This window comes from Streptomyces sp. NPDC014733, assembly GCF_043083385.1.
Lineage (GTDB): Bacteria > Actinomycetota > Actinomycetes > Streptomycetales > Streptomycetaceae > Streptomyces.
In genome coordinates this window covers 604150-627186 of record NZ_JBIBYO010000004.1, presented here as the reverse complement: position 1 = coordinate 627186, position 23037 = coordinate 604150, and the positions used below count along the sequence as shown (strand labels likewise).

Genomic DNA, 23037 nt, shown 5'->3' with positions numbered 1-23037 from the left:
CAGCCGGGGAACCGGCCGGGCGAGCATCGGGACGTGGCGCAGCTTGGTAGCGCACTTGACTGGGGGTCAAGGGGTCGCAGGTTCAAATCCTGTCGTCCCGACAGTTGTCGGAGAGCCCGCCGATCCGGGGAGACCTGGATCGGCGGGCTCTCCGCGTGGAGAGCGTCGATGCCCGAAGAACGGAGTGGTCGGCGAACGGAGTGGTCGGCGCCGCGCCCGGTGATGCGCCGGGACGGCCTCGCCGGGACCTCGTCGTGTGAGGTCGACGACATGGGGGCGCCCAGTTCCCGCGCGGGTCACGCCGGCCGCCCGGGGCCGACCGCCACGAGGGTGCCGCAGCCCGCAGCCCGCAGCCCGCAGCCCGCAGCCCGCAGCCCGCAGCCTTCGTCGCCGGGGCCGGGCCGACCGAGGGCCCGGCGGCGAAGACCGCCGCCGGGGTGGTGGGGACCGGGACGGAGGCGGCGCGCCACCCCACCGCTTCCGTCAGGGCCCGCGGCGCTCACCGCGTGGCGGAGTCCTGACCCTGCGGTGCGTGGCCGTTCGCCGCGTGGGCGAGGGGTGCGGTGCGGGGGCGCAGCATCGCCGTGAGGTCGGTGCGGCGCTTGATGTGGAGCTTGCGGTAGACGCGGGTCAGATGCTGTTCGACGGTGCTGACGGTGATGTAGAGGCGGGCCGCTATCTGGCGGTTGCTGTAGCCACGGGCCGCGAGTTCGGCGACCCGGCGCTCCGCGTCGCTGAGGTTCGCCCGCAGCAGGGACTCGCCCTCCGGCCGGGCGGCGTGCGGGGTGCGGGCGGCCGGGACGAACGGCTGCTGCCGCGGGGCGCGGGGCGCGGCGGCGGCAGCGCGCGCGGGCGGTGCCGCCGTACGGCCGGGGCGGACACCGTTGCGCTGCGCGGGCTCCGTCGCGGACCGGCCGCGCGGTGCCGCCTCGGCCGTCCTCGACGCGACGTCCTGACGCTCCCTCATCGTGTGCCTCTCTCCCAACGTCCTCAGCCCTTTCCGCTGCTCGATTCCGTCCAGTTCCCGCAGTACGGCCGCCCGCTCCCGCCGCGCCCCGCAGGCGGCGAACGCCGCCGCGGCGTCCGCCAGCAGGGCGGCCCGCTCGTCCTTCGGGGCGCAGGCGGCGAGCGCCCGCAGCGCCTCGCCGCGTGCCCGCGTCTGGAGCTCGGTGCACCGCTCCAGCTGTGCCTGCGCGAGGGTGCGGGCGCGCTCCCGGTCACCGAGGGCGAGGCACGCCCAGGCGGCCTCGCTGCGCCAGGCCACCAGCGCCGGTACGTCCATCTCCCACTCCGCCATCAGCGTGCCGATGGCGGTGAACTCGTCCAGCGCGGCCTGCGGCTGCCCCGACGCCAGCAGGTACCGGCCCCGGGCGCACAGGTAGTGCAGCCCGATCGGCGTCTCCAGGAGCGTGTCCGGCACCGGGACCCGCAGCGCCCGCCGTGCGATCTCCAGCTGACCCGAGGCGATCCCCGCCTTGATCAGGGTGCCCAGCGGCATCCCGATGCCCACGCCCCAGCTGTCCTGCGACGTCGTCGACAGCGCGGTGTGCGCCAGCTGGATGGCGTCCGCCAACGCGCCGCGTCGCAGGGCGATTTCCGCTCGTGCGGCCGTGAACAGCGCCTGCCAGTTCTGCGCCGGGATCCGCTGCGCCTCGGCGGTCAGCCGGCGGCAGGCCGCGTCGGCGGGCTCCAGCCGGTCCGAGTAGAGCAGCGTGGTCAGCGCGGAGAGCAGTACCGCGAAGCTGCGTTCGTTGAGCCGGTACCGCCCCAGCAGCCGCTCCGCCTCGTCGGCGAGATCGGTGTCGGGGCCGGTGCCGCTGAGGCGGGTGAGCAGGACCGCTCCCTGGACCTCCGGGCTCAGCGGGTCGCTGAACGGGGTCGCGGGGGCCGGGCCCTCCGGTACGTCGACCGTCTCCCAGCGGCCCGTCGCCGTCGGGTAGCCCAGCCGCAGCCACTGGAGCGACGCCTGGACGTGGGCCGCCGCGCCCGGGGCGTACACCTCCGGTGCGGCGTTGATCCGCTGGAGCCCGGCGACGGCCGACTCCACGTCGTCCAGCCAGAGCGGGACGGTGGCCGATGCGCCCTCGCCCTTCCCCTCCGGGCTGTCGGGGGCGGGCGCCAGCGTCGGAAGGCCGCGGACGGCGGCGCACGGGTCGGTCCGCCACTCGATGTCGAACAGGGCGGCCGTGATCGCGGCCCGCAGCTTCTCGTCGGACGGTTCCAGCTCCCGGGCGCGTATCAGGCAGGCGTGCGCCAGGTCCGGTTCGCCGCCGCGCAGTGCCGTGCGGGCGGCCTCGTCGAGGATCTCCGCCGCCCAGTCGCCGTCCGGTACGGGTGAGGCGGCCAGCAACTGGCGGGCGATGGTGACGGGCGCGGCGCCGCCGCGGTACAGCACCTCGGCGACCCGGCCGCGCAGCGCGGCCCGCTTCGCGGGCGCCGTGTTGTCCAGCACCGCGGCGCGCGCCTTCGCGTGCCGGAAGCGGCTGCCGGACAACACCCCGGCGTTGTTGAGGGTGTTGACCGTGCGCATCAGCGCGGTGGTGTCGGCACCGGCCAGTTGTGTCAGGACCCGGGTGCTCGGCGGGTCGTCGAGGAGGGCGATGTACCGGGCCAGCTCCTGCGCCTCGTCGCCGCAGCGGTGCAGACACGACAGGACGGCCGCGGTGTACCCGGAATCGACGGCCGGGGTGCCGTCCGCCGGGTCCGCCCACCGGTTGTCGGCGATCAGACCGTGGATCTGGAGCGGGTTGCCCGCCGTGATGTCGTAACAGGCGTCGGAGAGCCGTTCGGCCGCCGCCGCGCCCAGGAGTTCGGTCAGCAGGTCGCGGACGGCCGGACGGGACAGCGGCCGCAGCTGCAGCCGGCGGGAGTGCGGTTCCAGGGGCAGTTCCGCCTGGAGCGCCGCCTGCGCCCACGGGCGGTCGGGCGCCTCGCCCAGGACGATCAGCACCGGCTTCGTCCCGAGCCGCCGGACCACCGCCGCCAGGCACTGCAGGGAGACCGCGTCGGCGTGCTGGAAGTCGTCGATGCCGAGGACGACCGGGCCGGGCAGCCGCTCGACGGCGTCCAGCAGCGGCAGGCAGAGGGAGTTGACGACCTGTGCCGACAGCGGGAGGGAACCGTCCGCGCCCGCCGCGGCGCACAGCTGCGCACCGTCCGGCAGCGCGGGCTCGGCGCCGCCGGGCAGCAGGGCGGCCGCGCCGCGGAAGAGCTGGGCCCACACACCGAACGGCACCAGGTGCTCGGTCCGCGACGCGGTCGCGCCGAGGTAGGTGCCGCCGCCGTGGGTGACCTGGCGGGCGAAGGTGCGCAGCAGCTCCGACTTGCCGCAGCCGGTCGGGCCCGAGAGGAAGGCGAACCGCGCCGGGCCCGGCCGGTCGTCCGTCAGCAGCTGGTGGAGCACCGCGAGATCGCCCGCGCGCTCGTGCAGGGAGGGGAAGACGGCCTGAGCGTTCATCGCTGCTCATTCGGTCGTTGCGGAAAGCCGAGGTATTCCTTCACGTTTCTTCCTGGACATCCTGGCAGCGGGCCGGTGCCGAGCGCGGCGGCGCTCACAGCGGGATTCCCAGCTCACGGGCGCGGGCGATGGCCTCGACGCGGTTGCGGGCGTTCAGCTTCTGCAGCACGTTCTGCAGATAGCTCTTGACGGTGTTGCGGGAGATGAACATCGCGGAGGCGATTTCCGGGTTGCTCTGGCCGAGCGCGACCCGGCGCAGCACCTCGTGCTCGCGCGGGGTGACGAAACCGTCCACGGCGGACGCGGCCGGTTGCCGGGCCGGAGCCTCGACGGGGCGGGGGACGGCGGCCGTTGCGGCCGTCACCCGTTCGACGGTGATGCCGTACCGCGCGACCGGCGCCGCCCAGTCCGGATGGCAGGTCAGCAGCGCGATCCGGGAGAGGCCGAGCGCGGTCAGCATCTCGGCGACGACCCGGCTGCCGTTCTCCCGCTCCGCCCGGTACTGCGCGCCCGCCACCGACGACTGGCGCCGGGCACAGCTGTCGAGGGCGCCGACGGCACCGAAGTCCCGGCCGGTCTGCCGCAGGTAGAGCAGGACGCCACCGGCGTCGTGGACGGTACGGATGGTCTGCTGGAGCCGGGCCGCGCAGTCGCAGTGCAGCGCGCCCAGCACCTGGCCGCTGAGGCATTCGCTGTGCACGCCCACCAGCGGCACCCGCCCGCCGCCCGCCGGGGCCGCACCGAAGCCGAGGGCCACGTGCTCACCGCCGTGCGACAGACCGCTGAAGGTGAACGAGGTGCCGACCGCGGTACCGCCGCCCTTCAGACCGACCTGGAGGTCACCGGCGGCCCGCACCCGCGGCCGGGGCGGCGTCGCGGACAGCGGCCGCTCCCGGTCCCGCTCCCCGTGTGGCCGAACGTCCGGCCGCTGCCGCTGGGCGGCCGCCGGGTTCTCCGGGCTGACGAGGGTCATCGCCGCACGCCCCCGATCGCAGCGCCGCGGAGCGGACGGCCGGTGTTCACCGTGTCGAGCACGGCGTCCGCCAGCGACCTCGGGACCCGGCCGCCGTGCGCCAGCGTCGGCGTGACCAGCACCTCCGGGCCCAACGCCCGGATCGCGTCGGCCTCCTGGGCGTCCGCGCCGTCCAGCACGAAGACGTCGCACAGATCGCGCAGCAGCTCGGCCGCGCCGGTGGCGGTGGCGGCCACGCCCCGCGACTCCATGAGGCGTTGCCTGCTGTCCGCCCGCCGTGCTTCGCCCGGATCCTCGAACGGCACCCGGCTGACGGTCGGGGTGACCGCCACCACCGGAGCGCGCACGTCCCGCAGCGCCTCCCGGATGCCCGGCACCGCCAGCACCGGGCCGAGACTCGCCACCGGGTTGCTCGGGCCCAGGACGACCAGGTCGGCGGCTTCCAGCGCGTCCAGCACCCCGGGCGCCGGGCGGGCGGCGGAGATCCCGGCGTACGTCACCTCGTGCACCCGGGGGGCGGCGGCGTCCCGCACCAGGAACTCCTGGTAGCTGCGGCGCTCGCCGTCGGTGCACAACAGCTGGGTGCCGACGGGCTGTTCGGTGGCGGGCAGCACCCGGCAGCGCAGTCCCATGCCCTCCGCGAGCCGCCGGGTCACCTCGGCCAGGCCCACGCCGTCCCGCAGCCAGGAGGTGCGCAGCAGATGGGTGGCCAGATCGGTGTCGCCGAGGTTGAACCACACCTCGTGGCCCAGCTCGCGCATGGTCTCCATGCACCGCCAGGTCTCGCCCTTGGTGCCCCAGCCGCGCTCCACGTCCTGGCGGCCGCCGAGCGCGTACAGCGTGGTGTCGAGGTCCGGGCAGACCCGCACGCCGTGCGCCCAGAGATCGTCCCCGGTGTTGACCACCAGGGTCAGGGGGGACGGCAGCCCCGGTGTCGCCTCGTCCAGTGCCTCGTTCAGGGTGAGCCACAGGCGCGATGCGCCGATGCCGCCGCCGATACCCACAACGTTGACCATGTCACTCCGCCTCAGCGCGCTCATTCACCGGCCGCCGGCAGCCGGCGACTCTCAGGGACGACAGCAGGTCGGCGCGGAATCCCGCCGACCGGAACTCACATGATCTTCCCGGTACTTCACCCGTCGCCGCAGAGCGGCCCACCACGTGGACGCGGGCCAACCGGGCACCGGGCCGGCGGACCCCGTCCGGGCCGCTCCGCCCGCCCGGCGCCCGCCGCGCGGGGGCGCCGCGCTCCCGCTTACGGCGCCGCGCCTGCGCGGACGCCAGCACCGGGGCGACGGTCTCCTGCATGCCGTACAGCTGGAGCAGGGAGACCTGGAACCGCTTCTCGAACGAGGTGGTCCGCTCCTCGGACACCTTCTGCGTGGCGATCACCGCCCGCAGCCCGTGCGCGGTGTCCCAGGCGCTCTCCTCCCGCGCCAGCAGCATGCACAGCGGCGCGGGCAGCAGCCCGGCCAGCGTCGCCTGCAGCGTGGTGGCCTGACCGGCCCAGCGCTCGGCGGTGAAGCCCGGAGTCAGCGCGATCGAACCGCCGCTGACCAGCGCCGACATCGACGCGTACTGCTGGGAGTTGCCACGGAACAGCGGCAGCACGATCAGCTGCCGGTCCTCGGGACACATCCGCAGCCGCCCGGCGATGTTCCGCCCGGCCCCCAGATACGCGGCATGGCTGAGCGGCACCTCCTCGGCGGGGCCCGGGCCCGATGCGGCGTGCAGCATCCCGAGGAGGTCGTGCGGGCCGGGGCCCGGACCGTCCCGCTCCGGGTCCCACGGCGCGTCGGACTGCGCATCGCGCGCGGCCTCGAACCCGTCGTGGCCGTCCCCGCCGATCACCAGCAGATGCCGGCAGTCCGGCGCCTGGACGCAGGCGCGGACGGTGGTGTCCCGCAACGGCGCCTGGGTGACGGTGGCATGGCAACGCGAGCGGGCGAGCAGATACCCCAGCTCGTCCGGGGTGTGCAGCGGATCACTCGGGACGAGTACGGCACCCATCCGGGCCGCGCCGAACCACAGGTCGTAGAACTCCGGGCAGTTGGCCGTGTGCACGTTGAGCCGGTCACCGATCCGCAGCCCGAGCGAGCGCAGCAGCCGCGCCGTCCGGGTCGCCCGTGCGTCCATCTCGGCCCAGCTGACCGACAGCCGGCCGCCCTCCGGGGTCTCGGCGACGAGGAAGGTCCTCGCGCCGTGGCGGGCGGCTCCCTGTGCCAGTGCGGCTGCGACAGTGTCCGCGGTTCTCGTACTCACGGCTCCGACTCTTCTGCGGCCACCTCACTTGATCCGCAACGGTTCATCAAATATTGCTTAACTGCTCGCTCAAGGTGATCGCGTGGTGACGCGAAGGGGTGAACAATGAGATCATCGACACCCCGCGCAGTGCGGTTCGATCGATGCGGGGAGGCGCTTTGCCGAGCAGTGGCACGCATGCTCACGTCCTGGTGGTGGACGACGACGAGGATGTCCGGACGTTGGCCAGATGGCAGCTGGAGTCCGAGGGCTTCGCGGTGGTGACGGCCGCCGACGGCCAGGCGGCGCTCGACGCCGTCGCGGAGAACCGCCCCGATGTCGTGCTGCTCGACCTCACCCTCCCGCTCGTCGCGGGCCTGGACGTCCTCACCCACATCCGGCGCCGCTCCGCCGACCTCCCCGTGATCGTCGTCTCCGGCAGGTCGGGCGAGACGGACCGCATCATCGGCCTCGACCTCGGCGCCGACGACTACGTGGTCAAGCCCTTCTCCCCGGCGGAACTGGCAGCCCGGGTCCGCTCGGTGCTGCGCCGCAGCCGCCGGGCGGAGCCCGCGCCCGCGCAGCCCGCGCCGGAGCCGGCGGCAGCGCCCGTGAGGTCCCGGGACGGCCTGGTCATCGACCGCGCGACGCGGACGGTCACGGTACGCGGCGACGCCGTGGAGCTGACCGCCCGCGAGTTCGACCTGCTGGCCTTCCTCGCCGCCTCGCCCCGCCACGTCTACACCCGCGACCAACTCCTCGAACAGGTCTGGCAGTCCTCCAGCGACTGGCAGGAGCCCGCCACCGTGACCCAGCACGTCCACCGGCTGCGACGCAAGCTGGAACGCGACCCCGACCGCCCGCACTGGCTGCGCACGGTCCGCGGTGTCGGCTACCGCTTCGAGCCCTGAAGAACCCAGAAGGTGTCATGTTGCGCGAATTCGACCGGCGTGCCTCTCTCGGTACGGGCCCGGACACCGAGGCCATCCCGCAGCTGCTCGTCCACCACGCCCAGGTGCTGGAGATGATGGCGGAGGGCGCACCGCTACGGCCCGTCCTGGACGCCGTCACCGGCGCGCTGGAGGATCTGCTGCCCGGTACGCGGTGTTCGGTGCTGCTCCTCGACGAACGCTCCGGGCGGCTGCACCACGGTGCGGCGCCCAGCATGCCGCAGGAGTACATCGAGGCGATCGACGGCATGGACACCGGCCCCTGCGCGGGCTCGTGCGGCACCGCCGCGTACACCGCGGTGCCCGTCGTGGTGCCCGACATCCACCGCAGCTCCCTGTGGGACGACTTCCGGCCGGCCGCCGCCATCGCCGGGGTCCGGGCCTGCTGGTCGACGCCCATACCCGGCAAGGACGGCCAGGTGCTGGGGACGTTCGCGGTCTACCACGACGACCCGCACACCCCCACCGAGTACGAACGCCACCTCGTCGAGCGCTTCACCCACCTCGCCGCCGTCGCCATCGACCACGACCGGCTCTTCGGCAGCCTGGCCCAGAGCGAGGAGCGCTTCCGCCGCGCCTTCGACGACAACGCCGCCGGAATGGCGCTGCTCGGCCTCGACGGAAGGGTGCTGCGGGTCAACCGCGCGCTGTGCGCACTGCTGGTACGGGAGGCGTCCGACCTGGTCGGACGGTGTTTCCAGGATCTGGTGCAGGCCGACGACCGCGCCTCGCTGCTGCACGGCGTCGCCGCCGAGACCGGCGAACGGCACCGCTTCGAACTCCGCTTCCACCGCCCCGACGCCGAGCCGATCGTCACCTCGACCACGTACTCCGGCGTCCGTGACGCCTACGGCAACATCGTCTCCTGGTGCGTCAATCTCGTCGACGAGACCGACCGCAAGGCCGCCGAGGAGGAGCGGCGGGCGCGTGCCGAGGCGGAGATCGCCCAACGCCACGCGGAGGAGAACAGCCGCACCAAGTCGCAGTTCCTGACCGCGCTGGGCCACGAGATCCGTACCCCGCTGCACGCCGTGGTCGGCTTCGGGGAGATGCTCCGCTCCGGCTCCCTGACCCCGGAGCGCAGCACGGAGGCGCTGGAGCGGATGAGCTCCGCCGCGGGCCATCTGGTCGATCTCGTCGACGACCTCAGCGACGTCGCCGCCATCGAGGCCCGGGCGCTGCGGCTGCGGGCCGAGCCGGTGCCCGTCGGCCCGCTCCTCGCCGATGTGCACGGGCTGCTGACCACTGCGGCGGACGAGGCGTCGGTGACCTTCGACGTCGAGCTGCCGGAGGGCGCACCGGCCGTCACCGGTGACGAACGGCGGCTGCGGCAGGTCCTGTTGAACCTCGCCACCAACGCCATCAAGTACAACCACCCCGGCGGCCGCGTCGTCCTGGGCACCGCGCCGGCCGACGGCGGCCGCCTCGCCCTGATCGTCACCGACGACGGGCCCGGCATCCCCCGCCACCTCCAGCACCGGCTGTTCGTCCCGTTCGACCGGCTGGGCGCCGAACGCGGCCGGAACCCGGGCTCGGGGCTCGGCCTGCACGTCACCAAGGGACTGGTCGACGGCATGGGCGGGGAACTCACCATCGAGAGCGGCGGACCGGCCCCCGGCACCGTCGCCCGCGTCACCCTGCCCGCCCCCGACGGTCCCGCCCCCCGGCCGCCCGGTGACCGTTCCGCACCCCGGGAGGCATGACCGTACGGAACGGGCCTTTCCCGGCGTACGGCGCTCAACGCCCGTTCCCCGTAATGGAATTGCGCGTACACTTCGCGGCGGCAGCGGCGCGGCGCACCCGGTGCGCCCGCTGCACGGGCCGCCGGGGCAGTACCCGGCGCGCCGGGGCCGGGCGGGCCCGCCACCGCAGTCCCCTCAGGAATCGACACCGGCCCACGGCCGCGCCCCCGGGGCGCGTGCCGGGGTGACGCCCGGGAGCCTTCCGCCGCCACCGGCCGCCGCACCGTCCGGCCCACCGGGCCACGGACGCGGGCGGCCCGAACACATCACACCGAATCAGGGAGCCGACCCGCTCCGGTGCACGACCGGTACGGTCGCCGACCCGATCCAGACGAAGGGGGAGCGGCGTTGGCCCGCCACCTGCTGATCGTGGACCCGGACGGGGTCGACGGACACCGCACCATCGCAGAAGCCATCCAGGCGGCCCGCAGCGGCGCCGTCATCAGTGTGCGGGCCGGGCGCTACGAGGAGAATCTCGTGGTGACCAAGATGGTCACGCTCGTCGCCCACGAGGCCGGGGCGGCCGTCGACATCGCGCCCCGCACCGGCAGCGCCGTCCAGGTGCTGGCCGAGGCCGTCAAACTCTCCGGGCTGCGACTGCGCAGCGACGACACGGAGCTGCCGGTCGTCGACGTACCGCGCGGACAGGCCGCCCTGGACGACTGCGAGATCACCGGCGCGTCCTGGACGGCGCTGCTCTCCCGCGAGGAGGGCTCCCTGGCGATGCGCAACTGCCACGTCGTCAACCAGGCGGGCGCCGGCATCGTCGACATCTCCCGTGCCCCCAGCATCATCGAGAACTGCCTCCTCGAACGCCTCGGCAGCTCCGGCGTGGTGATCGGCGAGGACGCCGACCCCGTCGTGCGCGGCTGCACCGTGCGCGACGCCCGCGGCAACGGCGTCCTCGCCAACGGCCGGGCCCGTGGCACCGTCGAGGACTGCACCGTGACCACCACCGGCAAACCGGCCGTCGCCCTGGAGGAGGACAGCGCCACCCGCCTCGCCCGCTGCCACTTGCGCGACACCGTCATCGGCCTGCATCTGTCCACCTCCTCCCAGGTCACCGTCGAGGAGTGCACGGTCAGCGCCACCTCCAGCCACGGCGTGACGCTCGGCGGCGACACCGATCCCGTCCTGCGCGGGCTGCGGGTCGAGCGCAGCGACGGCCACGGCATCGTCGTCTCCGGACACGCCCGCGGCACCTTCACCGACTGCACCGTCGAGGACGCGGCCGGCTCCGGCGTGGTGGCCGAGGAGTCCGCCGCACCGGCCCTGACCGGCCTCACGCTCCGCGGCTGCGCGGCGGAGAGCCTGTCGCTCGGCGGGGACGGCGCGTCCCGCGTGGACCGTGCCGAGATCATCGCCGCGAAGGGCACCGGCATCCTCATCGACGGCGAGGCCGCACCGGTGCTGCGCCGGGTCGGCGTCACCGACCCCGAGGGCCACGCCCTGGAGATCCGGTCCACCGGCCGCGCCCAGATCGAGGACGGCGAGCTGACCGGCGCCGGCCGGTGCGGCGTCGCCCTCGCCGAGGGCGCCCGGCCCACCCTCCAGGCCACGACGGTGCGCGGCGCCACGCGCGCCGGGGTCCTCGTCGGGCCGCGCGCCGCCGTCACCCTCCTCGACTGCGAGATCGACGCCGCCGGGGACGACGGCGTCACGCTGGAGGAGGGGGCCGAACTGACCGCCGTCCGCACCTGGGTGCACGGCGCCAAGGCCCACGGCGTACGCATCGGCCCGAAGGCCCGCGGAGCGCTCAACGGCTGCCGGCTCACCGACAACACCGGGGACGGCGTCCGCGCCGAGACCGGCAAGCGGGTCCGGGTGACCGGCTGCACCGCCACCGGCAACGGCGGCGCGGGCGTCCGCCAGACCGCCCCCGACGGCGAGACCAGCGTCGAGGACCTGACCAGCGGCGACAACGCCGACCCGGACATCTGGGGTGAGGCCGCGGCCGCCGCGGGCCCGGGCGGCGGCGACACCCACGGGCCGCTGGCCAAGCTCGACGCACTCGTCGGCCTGCAGGGTGTCAAGGAGCAGGTCACCATGCTCGTCAACCTCAACCGGCTGGCCCGCCGCCGCCGCGAGGCCGGACTCCCGGTGCCCCACAACTCCCGCCATGTGGTCTTCGCGGGCCCGCCCGGCACCGGCAAGACCACCGTCGCCCGGCTCTACGGCTCGATCCTCGCCGCGCTCGGCGTGCTGCGCTCCGGCCATCTGGTGGAGGTCTCCCGCGCCGACCTGGTCGCCAAGATCGTCGGCGGTACGGCGCTGAAGACCACCGAGGTCTTCGAGAAGGCCCTGGGCGGCGTCCTCTTCATCGACGAGGCGTACACCCTCACCGCCCAGGAGGGCGGCGGCGCCAACTTCGGTCAGGAGGCCGTCGACACCCTCGTCAAGCTGATGGAGGACCACCGCGACGAGGTGGTGGTCATCGCCGCCGGATACACCTCCCAGATGAGCAACTTCCTCGACTCCAACCCGGGCCTGGGCTCGCGGTTCAGCCGCACCATCGAGTTCGAGAACTACACCGTCCCCGAGCTGGTCACCATCGTCCGCAACCAGTGCGAGGCGCACCGCTACACCCTCGCCGAGGAGACCGGGAAGGCGCTCGCGGTGCACTTCGGGCGGATGCACAAGGACGAGTCGTTCGGCAACGCCCGCGCCGCCCGCAAGGTGTTCGAGGAGATGGTGGACCGGCAGGCGTTCCGGCTGGCGGAGATGGCCGAGGTGTCCCAGTCCGACCTGACCACCTTCGTCCCCTCCGACGTCGGCGAGCAGGCCGCCGCCGCGGTCGGCGCGGGCACCGCCGCGCAGGACAACGAGGCGCTGGACGAGGTGCTGGGCCGGCTGCGCGCCATGACCGGCCTGGAGGCGGTCAAGAACGAGGTCGAGGACCTGGTCAACCTCCTGGGGACGGCCCGCAGGCGGCAGGCGGCCGGACTGCCCGCCACCTCCGTCGGCCACCACCTGATCTTCGCCGGGCCGCCCGGCACCGGAAAGACCACCGTCGCCCGGCTCTACGGCGAACTCCTCGGCTCCCTCGGGGTGCTGCCGCGCGGCCAGCTCGTGGAGGTGGCCCGTGCCGACCTCGTCGGCCGGTACGTCGGCCACACCGCCCAGCTGACCCGCGACGTCTTCGCCCGGGCCCGCGGCGGCGTCCTCTTCATCGACGAGGCGTACACCCTCACCCCGTCCGGCGGCGCCTCCCACGACTTCGGTCAGGAGGCGGTGGACACCCTCGTCAAGCTGATGGAGGACCACCGCGGCGACGTCGCGGTGGTGGCCGCCGGATACTCCGGCGAGATGGAGCGCTTCCTCGCCTCCAACCCGGGCCTGGCCTCCCGCTTCTCCCGCACCGTCCACTTCGAGGACTACACCACCGACGAACTCCTCTCCATCATCCTCGGCACCTGCGAACGGGACGGCTACGAATGCGTCCCCGGGACGGTGGAGGGGCTGCGCCGCCACTTCGAGCAGGTCGAACGCGGCGAGGACTTCGGCAACGCCCGCTACGCCCGCAAGGTGATGGAGGCGATGGTCACCCGCCAGGCGAGCCGCCTGAGCCGGATGCCGGACGCGGGCCTGGACGAGCTGCGGAGGCTGCTGCCGGAGGACCTGGCGAGCGCGAATCTGTGACGGGCGACACCGGCTCCCTGTGGCCCAATTCCCTTCCGATACCCCCCACTTGTAGGTGACGGGGACCGGGCGAGGCTGGGTGAATGGGAGGGCGTGGCGGCTCCTGCCGCCGTGTGCCGGACCGGGCGCGGGGGTGCCCGGCCGGTACCGCCCCGGCCCCGGCGTCCCGGGAGCGCGGGGGAACGGGTGTCAACGGAAGTAGGGAACGCCGCCGGTGCACAACTGCCCTGAGAACGCCGCCCGGTTCACCGCCCGTGGCCGTGCCGGGGCCCGCCCGCCCGGCGCGCGGTCGGCCCTGGCGGCCGTCGCCGCTCTCGGGCTGCTGGCCGCGGGCACGGCACCGGCGGCCGCCGACCCGGGCGACGGTGCGCTCTCGCTGCCGCAGATTCCCCGGGTGCTGGACGGCAAGGGCTGCACCAAGCCGTCCACGAAGAAGACCCCGGCGCCGCCCTGGCAGCAGGAACTGCTCCGGCCCGAGCTGGCCTGGGACCTCACCGAGGGCGACGGCGCCACCGTCGCCGTGGTGGACACCGGCGTGGACGCGTCGGCGCCCGCCCTCGCCGGACGGGTCGAAGCGGGCCCCGACGTCGTCGCGGGCGGCTCGGCGGGGACGGACTGCGTCGGCCACGGCACCTTCGTCGCCGGGCTGATCGCGGCGGCGAAACCGGCGGATGTCGGCTTCGCGGGGGTGGCGCCCAGCACCCATGTCCTGGCCGTCCGCGCCTCGTCGCACGACGGCACCATCACCCCCGACCACCTCGCCTCCGGCATCGACGCGGCGGTGAAGGGCGGCGCGAAGGTGATCGACGTGCCGGTGGCGCTGGCGTCCGGCAGCGCGAAGCTGACGGCGGCGGTCCATGCGGCCCGGGCCGAGGACGTGCTGATCGTCGCTCCGGCCTACGGGGACCAGCAGCGGGACCGGGACACGCCGGCGCCCGCCGCGTACCCGGCGCAGCTGCCCGGAGTGGTGGCCGTAGCCGCTCTCGCCCCGCCCGACGGCCTCCCCGACCAGCAGCTGCCGCCGCGCACCGCACCGGCGCTCGCTGCCCCCGGCGACAACGTGCTGAGCATCGGGCCGCGCGGGCAGGGCCACTTCGTGGGCAGCGGCGCCGACTACGCCTCCGCCTTCGTGGCCGGTACGGCGGCGCTGGTCCGCTCCTACCGGCCCGATCTGACGGCCGAGCAGGTCCGCTCCCGGTTGCAGCGGACCTCCTACGACCAGGGCGCGGGCCCGCTGGCCGGTTCGGGGACGGTGGACCCGGGACCGGCGGTCAGCGCCAACCTGAGCGCCGCGCGGCACGGTGCGGACGACGACGCCATGGCGCTGCGGCTGCCCGCCGCGCCGTCGCGGACCGCCGTGCACCGCGCCTGGATCATCGCCGGGGTGTCGGCCGCCCTGCTGGCCCTGGTGGGCCTCGCCGCCGCCGTCGTTCCGCGTGGCAGGCGCCGCGGCTGGCGCCCCGGCCGGTTCACCGTCGGTGCCGCGGCCGGTTCCGTGCCCGGTTCCGTGCCCGGCGAGGACCCGCCCGGTACCGGCGCGGTGGCTCCCGGGGCCGGGGCCTGAGAACGGGGTGAGGACGCGCCCGGGGCGATACCGCCCCGGGCGCATGTGTGGTGCCTGCCGACGGGGGAGAGCCCGAGCGCACCGAACCGGCCCGAATCGGCCAACCGCGAGCCAAGTCGACCGGAATCCCGCGTCGTTGCGGTGCCCGGCGGGGGAGCGCGGCGCGGCGGCGCATGGCCGGTGCTCGCGCAATACGGGCGCCGGGGCGTGAACATCGCCCGGCGGGTGTGACCGTGCCGTGCAGAAAAGGGTCATTTCCGGGGGCCGCGTGCGCGTTCCCCGCCGCTTCATGCCTTTCCCTTTCCCCTTCCTTCGTTGCTGCCGGAGCCGTAAACCCTCCACCTGGGGGTGGCGTTTCCCGAATGTGTTCCGGCGGAATATCGAGACGGTCCGGAAAAGGGCGGCGGATTGTGCGACAAGGGCGCGGTACGGCCTGTTCGATGTGCATGAGCAAAGCCCCGCGCGGATGCCGGGAAGGGATCCGCGCGGGGCTGTGGCAGGCGCCGGGACCGTCGCTCAGGAGGCGTCGGGAGCCCGGAGCATCCCGGTCTGTACCTGGGTCGTGCCGCGGCGGGTGGTGTAGAGCCCGCGTCCGGTGGTCATGGTGCGCGGCTTCACACCGGGCAGGAACATCCCCTCCGACGGCGGGCAGGACAGCATCAGCGCCGGGGTGTTGGCCTCCAGCAGCTTCCGCAGCAGCGGGTCGCCCATACCGCGGGAGGCGCCGTTGGCGCTGCGCGCCACGACGAGGTGCAGGCCCAGTTCGTTGCCCTGCGGCAGGAACTCCATCAGCGGCGCGAACGGGCTCGGGCCGGAGACACCGCCGCCGCCGACCATCTCGAAGTCGTCGACCACCAGGAAGAGCTGCGGCCCGGTCCACCAGTCGCGGCGGCCCAGCCGCTCCGGGGTGATCTCGGGGCCGGGCACCCGGTCCCGCATCGCCCGCGCCACGCTCTCGACCATCTTCCGCAGCTTGTCGGTGGAGACGGCGTACCCGAGCCGCGACTCCTCGGGGACCGCGGGCGCCAGCGACCGCCGGAAGTCCACCAGCATGATCCGGCCCTCGTCCGGGGTGTACCGCCGGGTCACCGCGCGGCAGATCAGCGAGAGCAGGTTGGTCTTGCCGGTCTCCGCGTCGCCGATGACGATGAGGTGGGGGTTGGCCTCGAAGTCGTGGACCAGCGGCTCCAGCCGCTGGTCCTCCAGGCCGAGCGGGACCCGCAGATCGCCGTCGGGCGCCGGCAGCGTCGCCGCGTCCAGCTCCAGCGGCAGCATCCGTACCGCGGGCGCCGCCGGTCCGTCCCAGGCCGCCTTGACCCGGCTCACCATCGCCGTCACGCCCTCGGCGAGCGAGGCGACCCGCGGGTCGCCGTCCAACCGCGGCAGCGCGGTGAGGAAGTGCAGCCGCTCACCGGTCAGACCGCGCCCGGGGATCTTCGGGACGGTGTCCGCCGCCCGCATGTTGATCACCGAGTCGACCGGGTCGCCCATCCGCAGCTCGAAGCGGGTGCCGAGCTGGTCGCGGAGGGCGCTGCCGATCTCCGACCACCGCGACGACGCGATGACCAGGTGGACGCCGAAGCTCAGCCCCCGCGACGAGATGAGGTTGAAAGCCGGCACCAGATCCATGAAGTCCTGCCGCACCGTGCTCCAGCCGTCCACGACCAGGAACACATCGCCGTACCGCTCGTCGGCCAGGTCACCGGCGGCGCGGCGCCGCCGGAAGTCGTCCATCGACTCGATGCCCAGCTCCGCGAACCGCCGCTCGCGCCGCGCGATGACCGCCGTGACCTCGGCCACCGTCCGCACCACCCGCTCCGGATCGAGCCGCCCGGTGACGCCGCCGACGTGCGGCAGCCCGGACAGCCCGGACAGCGAACCGCCACCGAAGTCCAGGCAGTAGAACTGCACCTCGCGCGGGCTGTGGGTGAGCGCCAGCGCGCTGATCAGGGTACGGACCAGGTTGCTCTTGCCGCTCTGCGGCCCGCCCGCGATCGCGACATGGCCGCCGGCGCCCGACAGATCGGCCGTCAACGGGTCGCGCCGCTGGTCGAAGGGGCGGTCGACGACACCGACGGGCACGGTCAGCCGGGGGCCGTCCGCCGCCCCGGCCGGCACCAGGCCCCGCCCGGCGGTCCCGGTCAGCGGCGGCAGCAGCTCGTCCAGCGTCGGCGGGAGGTCCAGCGGCGGCAGCCACACCCGGTGCGCGGGGGCGGCGTCCGGCTCCCGCAGCCGCTCCACGGCGATGGAGAGCAGGCTCGGCGCCGACCCGTCGGTCTCCTCCGGCAGCTCCTCGGCGACCTGCGGCAACTGCCGCTGCGGTACCCACGAGGTGCTGAACGGCACCACCTGGCCCGCCACGACGGCCTGCCGCGCGGCCCGCCGGACCGGGTGGTAGGACCCGGACACATAGGCCGCCTTGAAGCGGGTCAGGGTGCCCACGTCGTTCTTGAGCAGACCGCTGCCCGGCTGGGACGGCAGGTTGTACGCGTCGGGCACCCCGAGCACCCCGCGGCTCTCCATCGCCGAGAACGTCCGCAGCCCCACGCGGTACGACAGATGCGACTCCAGCTGGTGCATCCGGCCCTCGTCCAGGCGCTGCGAGGCGAGCAGCAGATGGACGCCGAGACTGCGGCCGAGGCGGCCGATCATCACGAACAGCTCCATGAAGTCGCGGTGCGCGGCGAGCAGTTCGCTGAACTCGTCGACGACCACGAACAGCGTCGGCAGCGGCGCGAGGTCCGCGCCGCCCTCCCGGGCCCGCTCGTACTCCAGCGCGGAGGCGTAGTTGCCGGCCTTCCGCAGCAGCTCCTGGCGGCGGATCAGCTCGCCGTGCAGCGCGTCCTTCATCCGCTCGACCAGCGCGGTCTCGTCGGCGAGGTTGGTGATGACCGCGGAGGTGTGCGGCAGCTCGTCCAGACCGAGGAAGGTCGCGCCGCCCTTGAAGTCGACGAGGATGAAGTTGAGCGTCTCCGACGAGTGGGTCAGGGCCAGCGAGAGCACCAGGGTGCGCAGCAGCTCCGACTTGCCGGAGCCGGTCGCCCCGATCAGCATGCCGTGCGGGCCCATACCGCCCTGCGCGGACTCCTTGATGTCCAGCTCCACCGGCCCGCCGTCCGCCGACAGTCCGATCGGCACCCGCAGCCGCTCACCGCCGGAGCGCTGCCGCAGCCGGTCCAGCGCCGCCGTCCGGAGATCGGCGATGCCCAGCAGGCCCGCCAGGTCCATGTCCTCCTGGAGCGGCTGGTCGCTCTGGGCGCGCGCACCCGGCCGGTACGACGCGACGGTGGCGGCCAGCGCCCGCGCGGCGGCCGTGCCCAACTGCTCGGGGCGGCCGATCGCGGTCTCGGTCTCCTTGCCGTTGCGGTCGGTGCCGATCATGTGGAGTGTGCCGTCGCCGGTCCGCAGCCGCAGCACCTGCCGTGCGTGCTGCCGGTCCAGCACCCCGCGCACATCCAGCACCACGGTGTTGGCGTAGCCCGCGCCCGCCACCCGCGCGCCCTGCGGCACGTTCATGGTGTCCAGCACGATCACGGTGTACGGCTCGTCGCGGCTCGGCTCCCGCTCGGCGTCGAACTTCGGCCGCTGCGCGAACTCCTCGCCGAGCAGCGACTCCAGCTCCGAGACGGTGTCGATGACGAGCCGGGCCGCGCCCGCGCCGTCCGTCTCGGCCGGGTGGTGCACATGGGGCAGCCACTTCGCCCACTCCCACTCCGGGCGCGCCGCACCGTCCGCGACGATCACGATGTCCAGTTCCCGCGGCGCGTGCAACACCGCCAGCTGGGCCAGGAGCGCCCGCACCGCGCTGCGGGAGACCGCCTCGTCGCCGCGGAGCACGATCTGCGCGTAGGTCCGCAGCCGGACCGCGACCGGCTGGTCGGCGACCGTGCCGTACGCCCGGATGAAGCGCCGCAGGGCGTGCGCGCAGAGCGGTTCGAGGTCCTCGACGGGCTTGGTCGACAGCGGGGAGAGGGCGAGCGCCAGGGCCTGGGAGCCGCGGGCGATACGGACCTCGGCGAAGTCCTCATGGGTCAGCCGGCGCTCCCACAGCCGGCTGGTGCGGGCCAGCGACCACAGGGCGGGCGGCTCGGGGTGCTGCCAGGCCAGTGCCTGCCGCTGCTGGGTGATCACCTTGCGGACCCGGCGGCGGGTGGTGGAGAGGTAGCGCAGGTAGTCCCGGCGCTCGCCGCGCAGCTTGCGCTTGCGGTCCTGGGAGGTGCGCAGGAACTGCGTGACCAGCATCCCGACGGCGGAGAGCGCCATCATGCCGATCGCGACGTAGGTCAGCGCCCCGCCGCCACCGCCCGGCTTGAGGAAGATCAGCACCATGCCCATCGAGCTGAGCGCCATGGGCAGATACATGAGCATGCCGGACACGGCGCTCTGTGGCTCGGGCAGGGTCGGCGGTTCCTGAAGGCTCAGCTCACCCTGCGGGAGTTGGGGCCCCGGCCTTCGCGGGGGGCGGCGGAATGTGACGGTGCTCAAGACGGACCTTCCTTCGGGAGGGGGCCGTATCCCGCGCTGCCCGGCGCCCGGTGCGGATCACCGGGTGCGGAAGCGAGGACACTTCGCAGATGCGAGGGAGCAAATGATGGTTAAGGAAAGAGTGGTCGAGAGGCAGTGACCGAAGAGAACCGGATACCTCTTCCGCTCTCGGGAGTACCCTCTGTGATCGCATTACTGATAAGCAGTCACGATAGTGTTCTCCTCAATCCGCGTCGACCCGGAGGAATTTCCGGGACGAAGAGAGCGAGCCGCCGTGAGCGACACCACCGTCGGCCTGTGCCGACTCACCGTCCGATCTCCCGACAGGGCCTTCGACATCGGCGTGCCCGTCGACGTCCCCGTCGCCGACCTGCTGCCGGTCCTCGTCGACTACGCGGGCGACGACCTGCACGAAGCGGGCCTGGAACAGGGCGGCTGGGCGATCCAGCGTCTCGGCCGCCCCCCGCTCGATGACGAAGGCACCCCCCGCACCCTGGAGTTGCGCGACGGCGAGACCCTCTACCTCCGCCCCCGCAACGAGACGCTGCCCGAAGTCGCCTACGACGACCTCGTGGACGGGGTCGGCGACGCCCTGCGGGCGCGCCCCGACTCCTGGCGACCCGAACTCACCCGCCGCCTCCTCCTCGGCCTGGCCGCCACCGCCCTCACCGTCGCCCTCACCGTCCTCGCCCTGCCCGGCCCCACCGCGCTGCGCGCCGCGCTCGGCGCCGGGCTCGCGCTCCTGCTGATCGGCTGCTCCGGAGCCGCCTCCCGCGCCGTCGGTGACGCCTCGGGCGGCGCGGTCCTCGGCATCATGGCCGTGCCCGGCATGGCGCTCGCCGGAGCCCTGGTGCCCACCGGCGGGGAGCCCGAAGTCCTGCTGGGCGCACGGCTGCTGGCGGCGGGTGCCGCCGGGGCCGGTGCCTCCGTGCTCGCCCTCGCCGCGGTCGCCGCCTGCGCCCCGCTCTTCCTCGGCGCGCTGACCGCCGGCCTCTTCGTCGCCGTGGGCGGCGGCGCCGTCGTCGCCGGACTGCCCCTCGCGCACGCCGCGGGCGTCGTCGTCCTGCTGGTCCTCATCTGCGGCGGCCTCGTCCCCGGCCTCGGCTTCCGGCTCTCCGGACTGCGGCTGCCGGTGCTGCCGGCCAACGCCGACCAGCTCCAGGAGGGCATCGACCCGCACCCCGCCGAGCAGGTCAACTCCCGCGCCGTCCTCGCCGACAGCTACATGACCGGTCTCTACGCGGCCCTCGGCCTGGTCGCGGCCGGCTGCCTCACCGCGCTCCTCACCGCCCCCGCCGCGGACGGCTGGCCGCCCCTGGTGTGCGCCTGCGTGCTGAGCTTGCTCCTGCTGCTCCACTCACGCCACTTCGGCAGCCTCTGGCAGCGCCTGTCGATGGTGCTGCCCGGCGTCTACGGACTCGCCCTCGCCGCCACGGCGGGCGCGACGGGGCTGGGGCTCTCCGCCCGCCTGGGACTGATCGCGGCGCTGCTCGCCGCGGCCGCCGTCGCCGCCGTCGCCGCCTGGACGGTGCCCGGCCGCCGCCTCGTGCCGTACTGGGGCCGCATCGGCGACCTGCTGCACACCACGACCGCCGTCGTCCTCGTCCCGCTGGCGATCCTCGTCGCCGGCATCTACCAGCAACTGCGCGCCGTCAACGGCTGATCCGGCCCGCCGCACTGCCGCCGGCCGTCCGGCCGGGGAAGGGGAACTGACATGCAATCCAGGCGGGACCAGGTACAGGCCCACCTGTTCGTGATGAGCCGGCTGTCGGCAGGGATGCTCCGCGTGGAGCCGGACGCCGCCGACGCCCCCAGCGCCCGCACCAAACGCGGCCTGATCGGCGGCGCCGTCGTCGCGGTGCTCGTCGGCATCGGTGTGGCGCTCTACGGCGTCATCTCCCCGGGCGGCGCCACCTCCTGGCGCAAACCGGGCACCCTCGTCCTCGTCGACGACTCCACCACCCGCTACCTCTACGCCGACAACGCCCTGCACCCGGTGCTCAACGAGGCGTCGGCGAAGCTCGTCGCCGGGGCACAGCTGACCGTGCAGCACGTCAGCGCCGCCTCCCTCGGCGGCACCCCGCACGGCGCGCCCGTCGGCATCGTCGGCGCCCCCGACTCGGTGCCCGCGCCCGAGGCGCTGGACACCGGTGCCTGGCTCGCCTGCGCCGGACGCCTCACCAACGCCTACGGCAAGAAGCGTGAGGTGCTGAGCCTCGCCGTCGGCAGCACCGAGGTCGGCGACGCCCTCGACGACGCCTCCGGCACGCTGGTCACCTCGCCCTCCGGTGGCGTACAGCTGCTGTGGCACGGCACCCGGCACCGCGTCGACACCGAACACGGCGCGCACGCCGCCGTCGGCTGGGCCGGAGTCTCACCCCTCCAGGTCAAGGACGAATTCCTCAACACCCTGACCGCGGGCACCGACGTCGCCTCGCCGCCCGTCCCGGACCGCGGCGCCGACGGACCCGAACTCGCCGGTGCCCCCACCCGCGTCGGCCAGCTGTTCACCGGCTCCGACGGCCAGCGCTACGTCCTGCGCGGGGAAGGGCTCGTCCCGCTCACCCCGCTCCTCTTCGACCTGCTGCGCGGCGACCCCCGCACCCAGAAGGACGCGTACGACGGGGCGCCCGTCCAGCCCCGCGCCATCGGCCCGGCCGACCTGTCGGCGCACCAGGCCTCCTCCGGCCTGGGGAACTCCCTCGCCGAGGGCCTCCCGGCGACGGCACCGCGGCTGGTCACCGCGGACGCCACGCAGAGCGTGTGCACCAAGGTCACCCCGGGGCGCGGGGCCAAGGGCCCCACGACGGGCGTCGTCGTCCTCGACAGCAAGGACGTTCCGGCGGGTGCGCCCAACACCCAGCCCGGTATCCAGGCGGCCTGCTTGCCCTCCGACCGGGTCTGGGTCCGGCCGGGCAGCGGTGTGCTCGTGCGGTCGCTGTCCTCGGCGGGCGCCGGGGCCGCCGACTATCTCGTCACCGACGCCGGAGCGGCCTATCCGCTGCCCCCCGAAGCAGCCAAGCAATTCGGCTACGACAGGGTCGAACCGGCCGCCGTACCAGGACAGTTGGTGAAATTGCTACCGACCGGGCCACGCCTCGATCCGGCGCGGATCGCCAAGGGCGGCATCGTGCCCGCCGCCGCGTCCGCGGCCGCCGGGTGCGCGCCCTCCGGGGCCGGTTCATGAGCCGCGGCGAAGGGGCCGGGAAAACGGATTCCGAACATCAACCTTTGGTATGACTACTCCGCGTGCCGTTGCCATTACCCTGGATCCGATGTTGGTTCCCGAAGCTGATTCCCCCGTGAACTCGGCGTCGTGGCAGCCGGATTGCCGGCGTACCTCCTGCCGTCGCGCGGGTGCATCCGCCGGTAGCGTCGGTGACTCCCTGGCAGCGACACCGGGCCGAAGAGCCCGGAAGCGGCGCGCCCGGAGAACGTGAATTCCCCGCGAAGGGTTCCGCCCGCCTTTCGTCCGCGTTGTCCGGACCGCACGGTGGCGTCGATTCCGACGTCGTCGACGTATGTCCCCAACCCCCAGCTTTTTTCGGAGAGGACGACCCATGAGTGCCGGTGGCATTGAAAAGAAGGATGAGGACATTCGGCAGGCGCTTTCGCTGCTGAACGAACAGATGGGCAAGATGCGCACCGCCGGGCAGACGGTGGAGACCACCGTCCAGTCCGTCGGCCGGAACTTCGACTCCGGCGCCAGCCAGCAGTTCCAGACGAAGATGCAGGAATGGATCGAGACGTACAACCAGGTGTCGCAGAAGGTGAACACCCTGCACGACAATCTCGACGCCGCCAACCAGACGCTCAACACGGGCGACACGGACGCGCACGACCTCGCCGGCGGCTGGAACAGCGGTGGTGACCTCGACGAGATCCAGGGTGTGCTGGGCGGTTCCTCGTCCTGACGCCGCCGCCCACGGCACCACCGGGCACCACCGCCCCGACCGCGACCCGGCGTCCGGGGCGACCTTCCTACA

At 73.9% G+C, this 23037-nt stretch carries 12 protein-coding genes and 1 tRNA gene; 8 read left to right on the top strand and 5 right to left on the bottom strand.

All coding sequences use genetic code 11. From position 1 onward, the window contains the following. Positions 1–27: 27 nt before the first annotated feature. Positions 28–101, top strand: a tRNA-Pro gene (locus ACF1BH_RS13710). A 398-nt stretch (positions 102–499) separates the two neighbouring features. Here ACF1BH_RS13710 and ACF1BH_RS13705 read toward each other — a convergent pair. The 4 genes from ACF1BH_RS13705 to ACF1BH_RS13690 form a co-directional block, all read right to left on the bottom strand. After that, complete coding sequence (locus ACF1BH_RS13705; protein WP_391642645.1) at positions 500–3457, bottom strand: AAA family ATPase; 2958 nt, start codon at positions 3455–3457, stop codon at positions 500–502. Positions 3458–3551: 94 nt separating this feature from the next. After that, positions 3552–4430 (bottom strand): LuxR C-terminal-related transcriptional regulator, encoded by an 879-nt coding sequence (locus tag ACF1BH_RS13700; protein ID WP_391642644.1) that lies wholly within the window; start codon positions 4428–4430, stop codon positions 3552–3554. Continuing rightward, the gene (gene cofD / locus ACF1BH_RS13695) at positions 4427–5446 is read right to left on the bottom strand and encodes a 2-phospho-L-lactate transferase (protein WP_391642643.1); all 1020 of its coding nucleotides are present in this window, start codon (positions 5444–5446) and stop codon (positions 4427–4429) included. Before cofD ends, ACF1BH_RS13700 begins: the two co-directional genes overlap by 4 nt. Position 5447: 1 nt before the next feature. Further along, a complete protein-coding gene (locus tag ACF1BH_RS13690) occupies positions 5448–6692 on the bottom strand; it encodes an AMP-binding protein (RefSeq protein ID WP_391642642.1) in 1245 nt (414 codons plus the stop codon). A gap of 158 nt (positions 6693–6850) precedes the next feature. Between ACF1BH_RS13690 and ACF1BH_RS13685 the strand changes: the two genes are divergently transcribed. The 4 genes from ACF1BH_RS13685 (at position 6851) to ACF1BH_RS13670 (ending at position 14566) form a co-directional block, all read left to right on the top strand. Beyond that, positions 6851–7582, top strand: a complete 732-nt coding sequence (locus ACF1BH_RS13685; RefSeq protein WP_391642641.1) for a response regulator transcription factor — start codon at positions 6851–6853, stop codon at positions 7580–7582. Between the two features lie 17 nt (positions 7583–7599). Beyond that, a complete protein-coding gene (locus ACF1BH_RS13680; protein ID WP_391642640.1) occupies positions 7600–9324 on the top strand; it encodes an ATP-binding protein in 1725 nt (574 codons plus the stop codon). 387 nt (positions 9325–9711) lie between these two features. After that, a complete protein-coding gene (locus tag ACF1BH_RS13675) occupies positions 9712–13002 on the top strand; it encodes a right-handed parallel beta-helix repeat-containing protein (protein WP_391642639.1) in 3291 nt (1096 codons plus the stop codon). A 214-nt stretch (positions 13003–13216) separates the two neighbouring features. Then, positions 13217–14566, top strand: a complete 1350-nt coding sequence (locus tag ACF1BH_RS13670) for a S8 family serine peptidase (protein WP_391642638.1) — start codon at positions 13217–13219, stop codon at positions 14564–14566. A 516-nt stretch (positions 14567–15082) separates the two neighbouring features. Here ACF1BH_RS13670 and eccCa read toward each other — a convergent pair. Further along, on the bottom strand, positions 15083–19051 hold the full coding sequence (eccCa, locus tag ACF1BH_RS13665; protein WP_391642637.1) for a type VII secretion protein EccCa: 3969 nt from the start codon (positions 19049–19051) through the stop codon (positions 15083–15085). A 274-nt stretch (positions 19052–19325) separates the two neighbouring features. On the opposite strand from eccCa, the gene eccD reads away from it, so the two are divergent. From eccD to ACF1BH_RS13650, 3 genes are all read left to right on the top strand, one after another. Then, positions 19326–20714, top strand: coding sequence for a type VII secretion integral membrane protein EccD (gene eccD, locus ACF1BH_RS13660; RefSeq protein WP_391642636.1), 1389 nt, complete (start codon positions 19326–19328; stop codon positions 20712–20714). A gap of 51 nt (positions 20715–20765) precedes the next feature. Next, entirely contained in the window at positions 20766–22238 is a 1473-nt protein-coding gene (eccB, locus tag ACF1BH_RS13655; RefSeq protein ID WP_391642635.1) for a type VII secretion protein EccB, read from the top strand. A 334-nt stretch (positions 22239–22572) separates the two neighbouring features. Next, positions 22573–22965 carry a WXG100 family type VII secretion target gene (locus ACF1BH_RS13650; protein WP_391642634.1) on the top strand — a complete coding sequence of 131 codons (393 nt, stop codon included), beginning with the start codon at positions 22573–22575 and terminating at the stop codon, positions 22963–22965. Positions 22966–23037: the final 72 nt, after the last annotated feature.

Coding starts and splice junctions, on each gene's coding strand:
- ACF1BH_RS13705 (WP_391642645.1), bottom strand. CDS start 3,457: ATGAACGCTCAGGCCGTCTTCCCCTCCCTGCACGAGCGCGCGGGCGAT.
- eccB (WP_391642635.1), top strand. CDS start 20,766: ATGCAATCCAGGCGGGACCAGGTACAGGCCCACCTGTTCGTGATGAGC.
- ACF1BH_RS13680 (WP_391642640.1), top strand. CDS start 7,600: ATGTTGCGCGAATTCGACCGGCGTGCCTCTCTCGGTACGGGCCCGGAC.
- cofD (WP_391642643.1), bottom strand. CDS start 5,446: ATGGTCAACGTTGTGGGTATCGGCGGCGGCATCGGCGCATCGCGCCTG.
- ACF1BH_RS13700 (WP_391642644.1), bottom strand. CDS start 4,430: ATGACCCTCGTCAGCCCGGAGAACCCGGCGGCCGCCCAGCGGCAGCGG.
- ACF1BH_RS13650 (WP_391642634.1), top strand. CDS start 22,573: ATGTCCCCAACCCCCAGCTTTTTTCGGAGAGGACGACCCATGAGTGCC.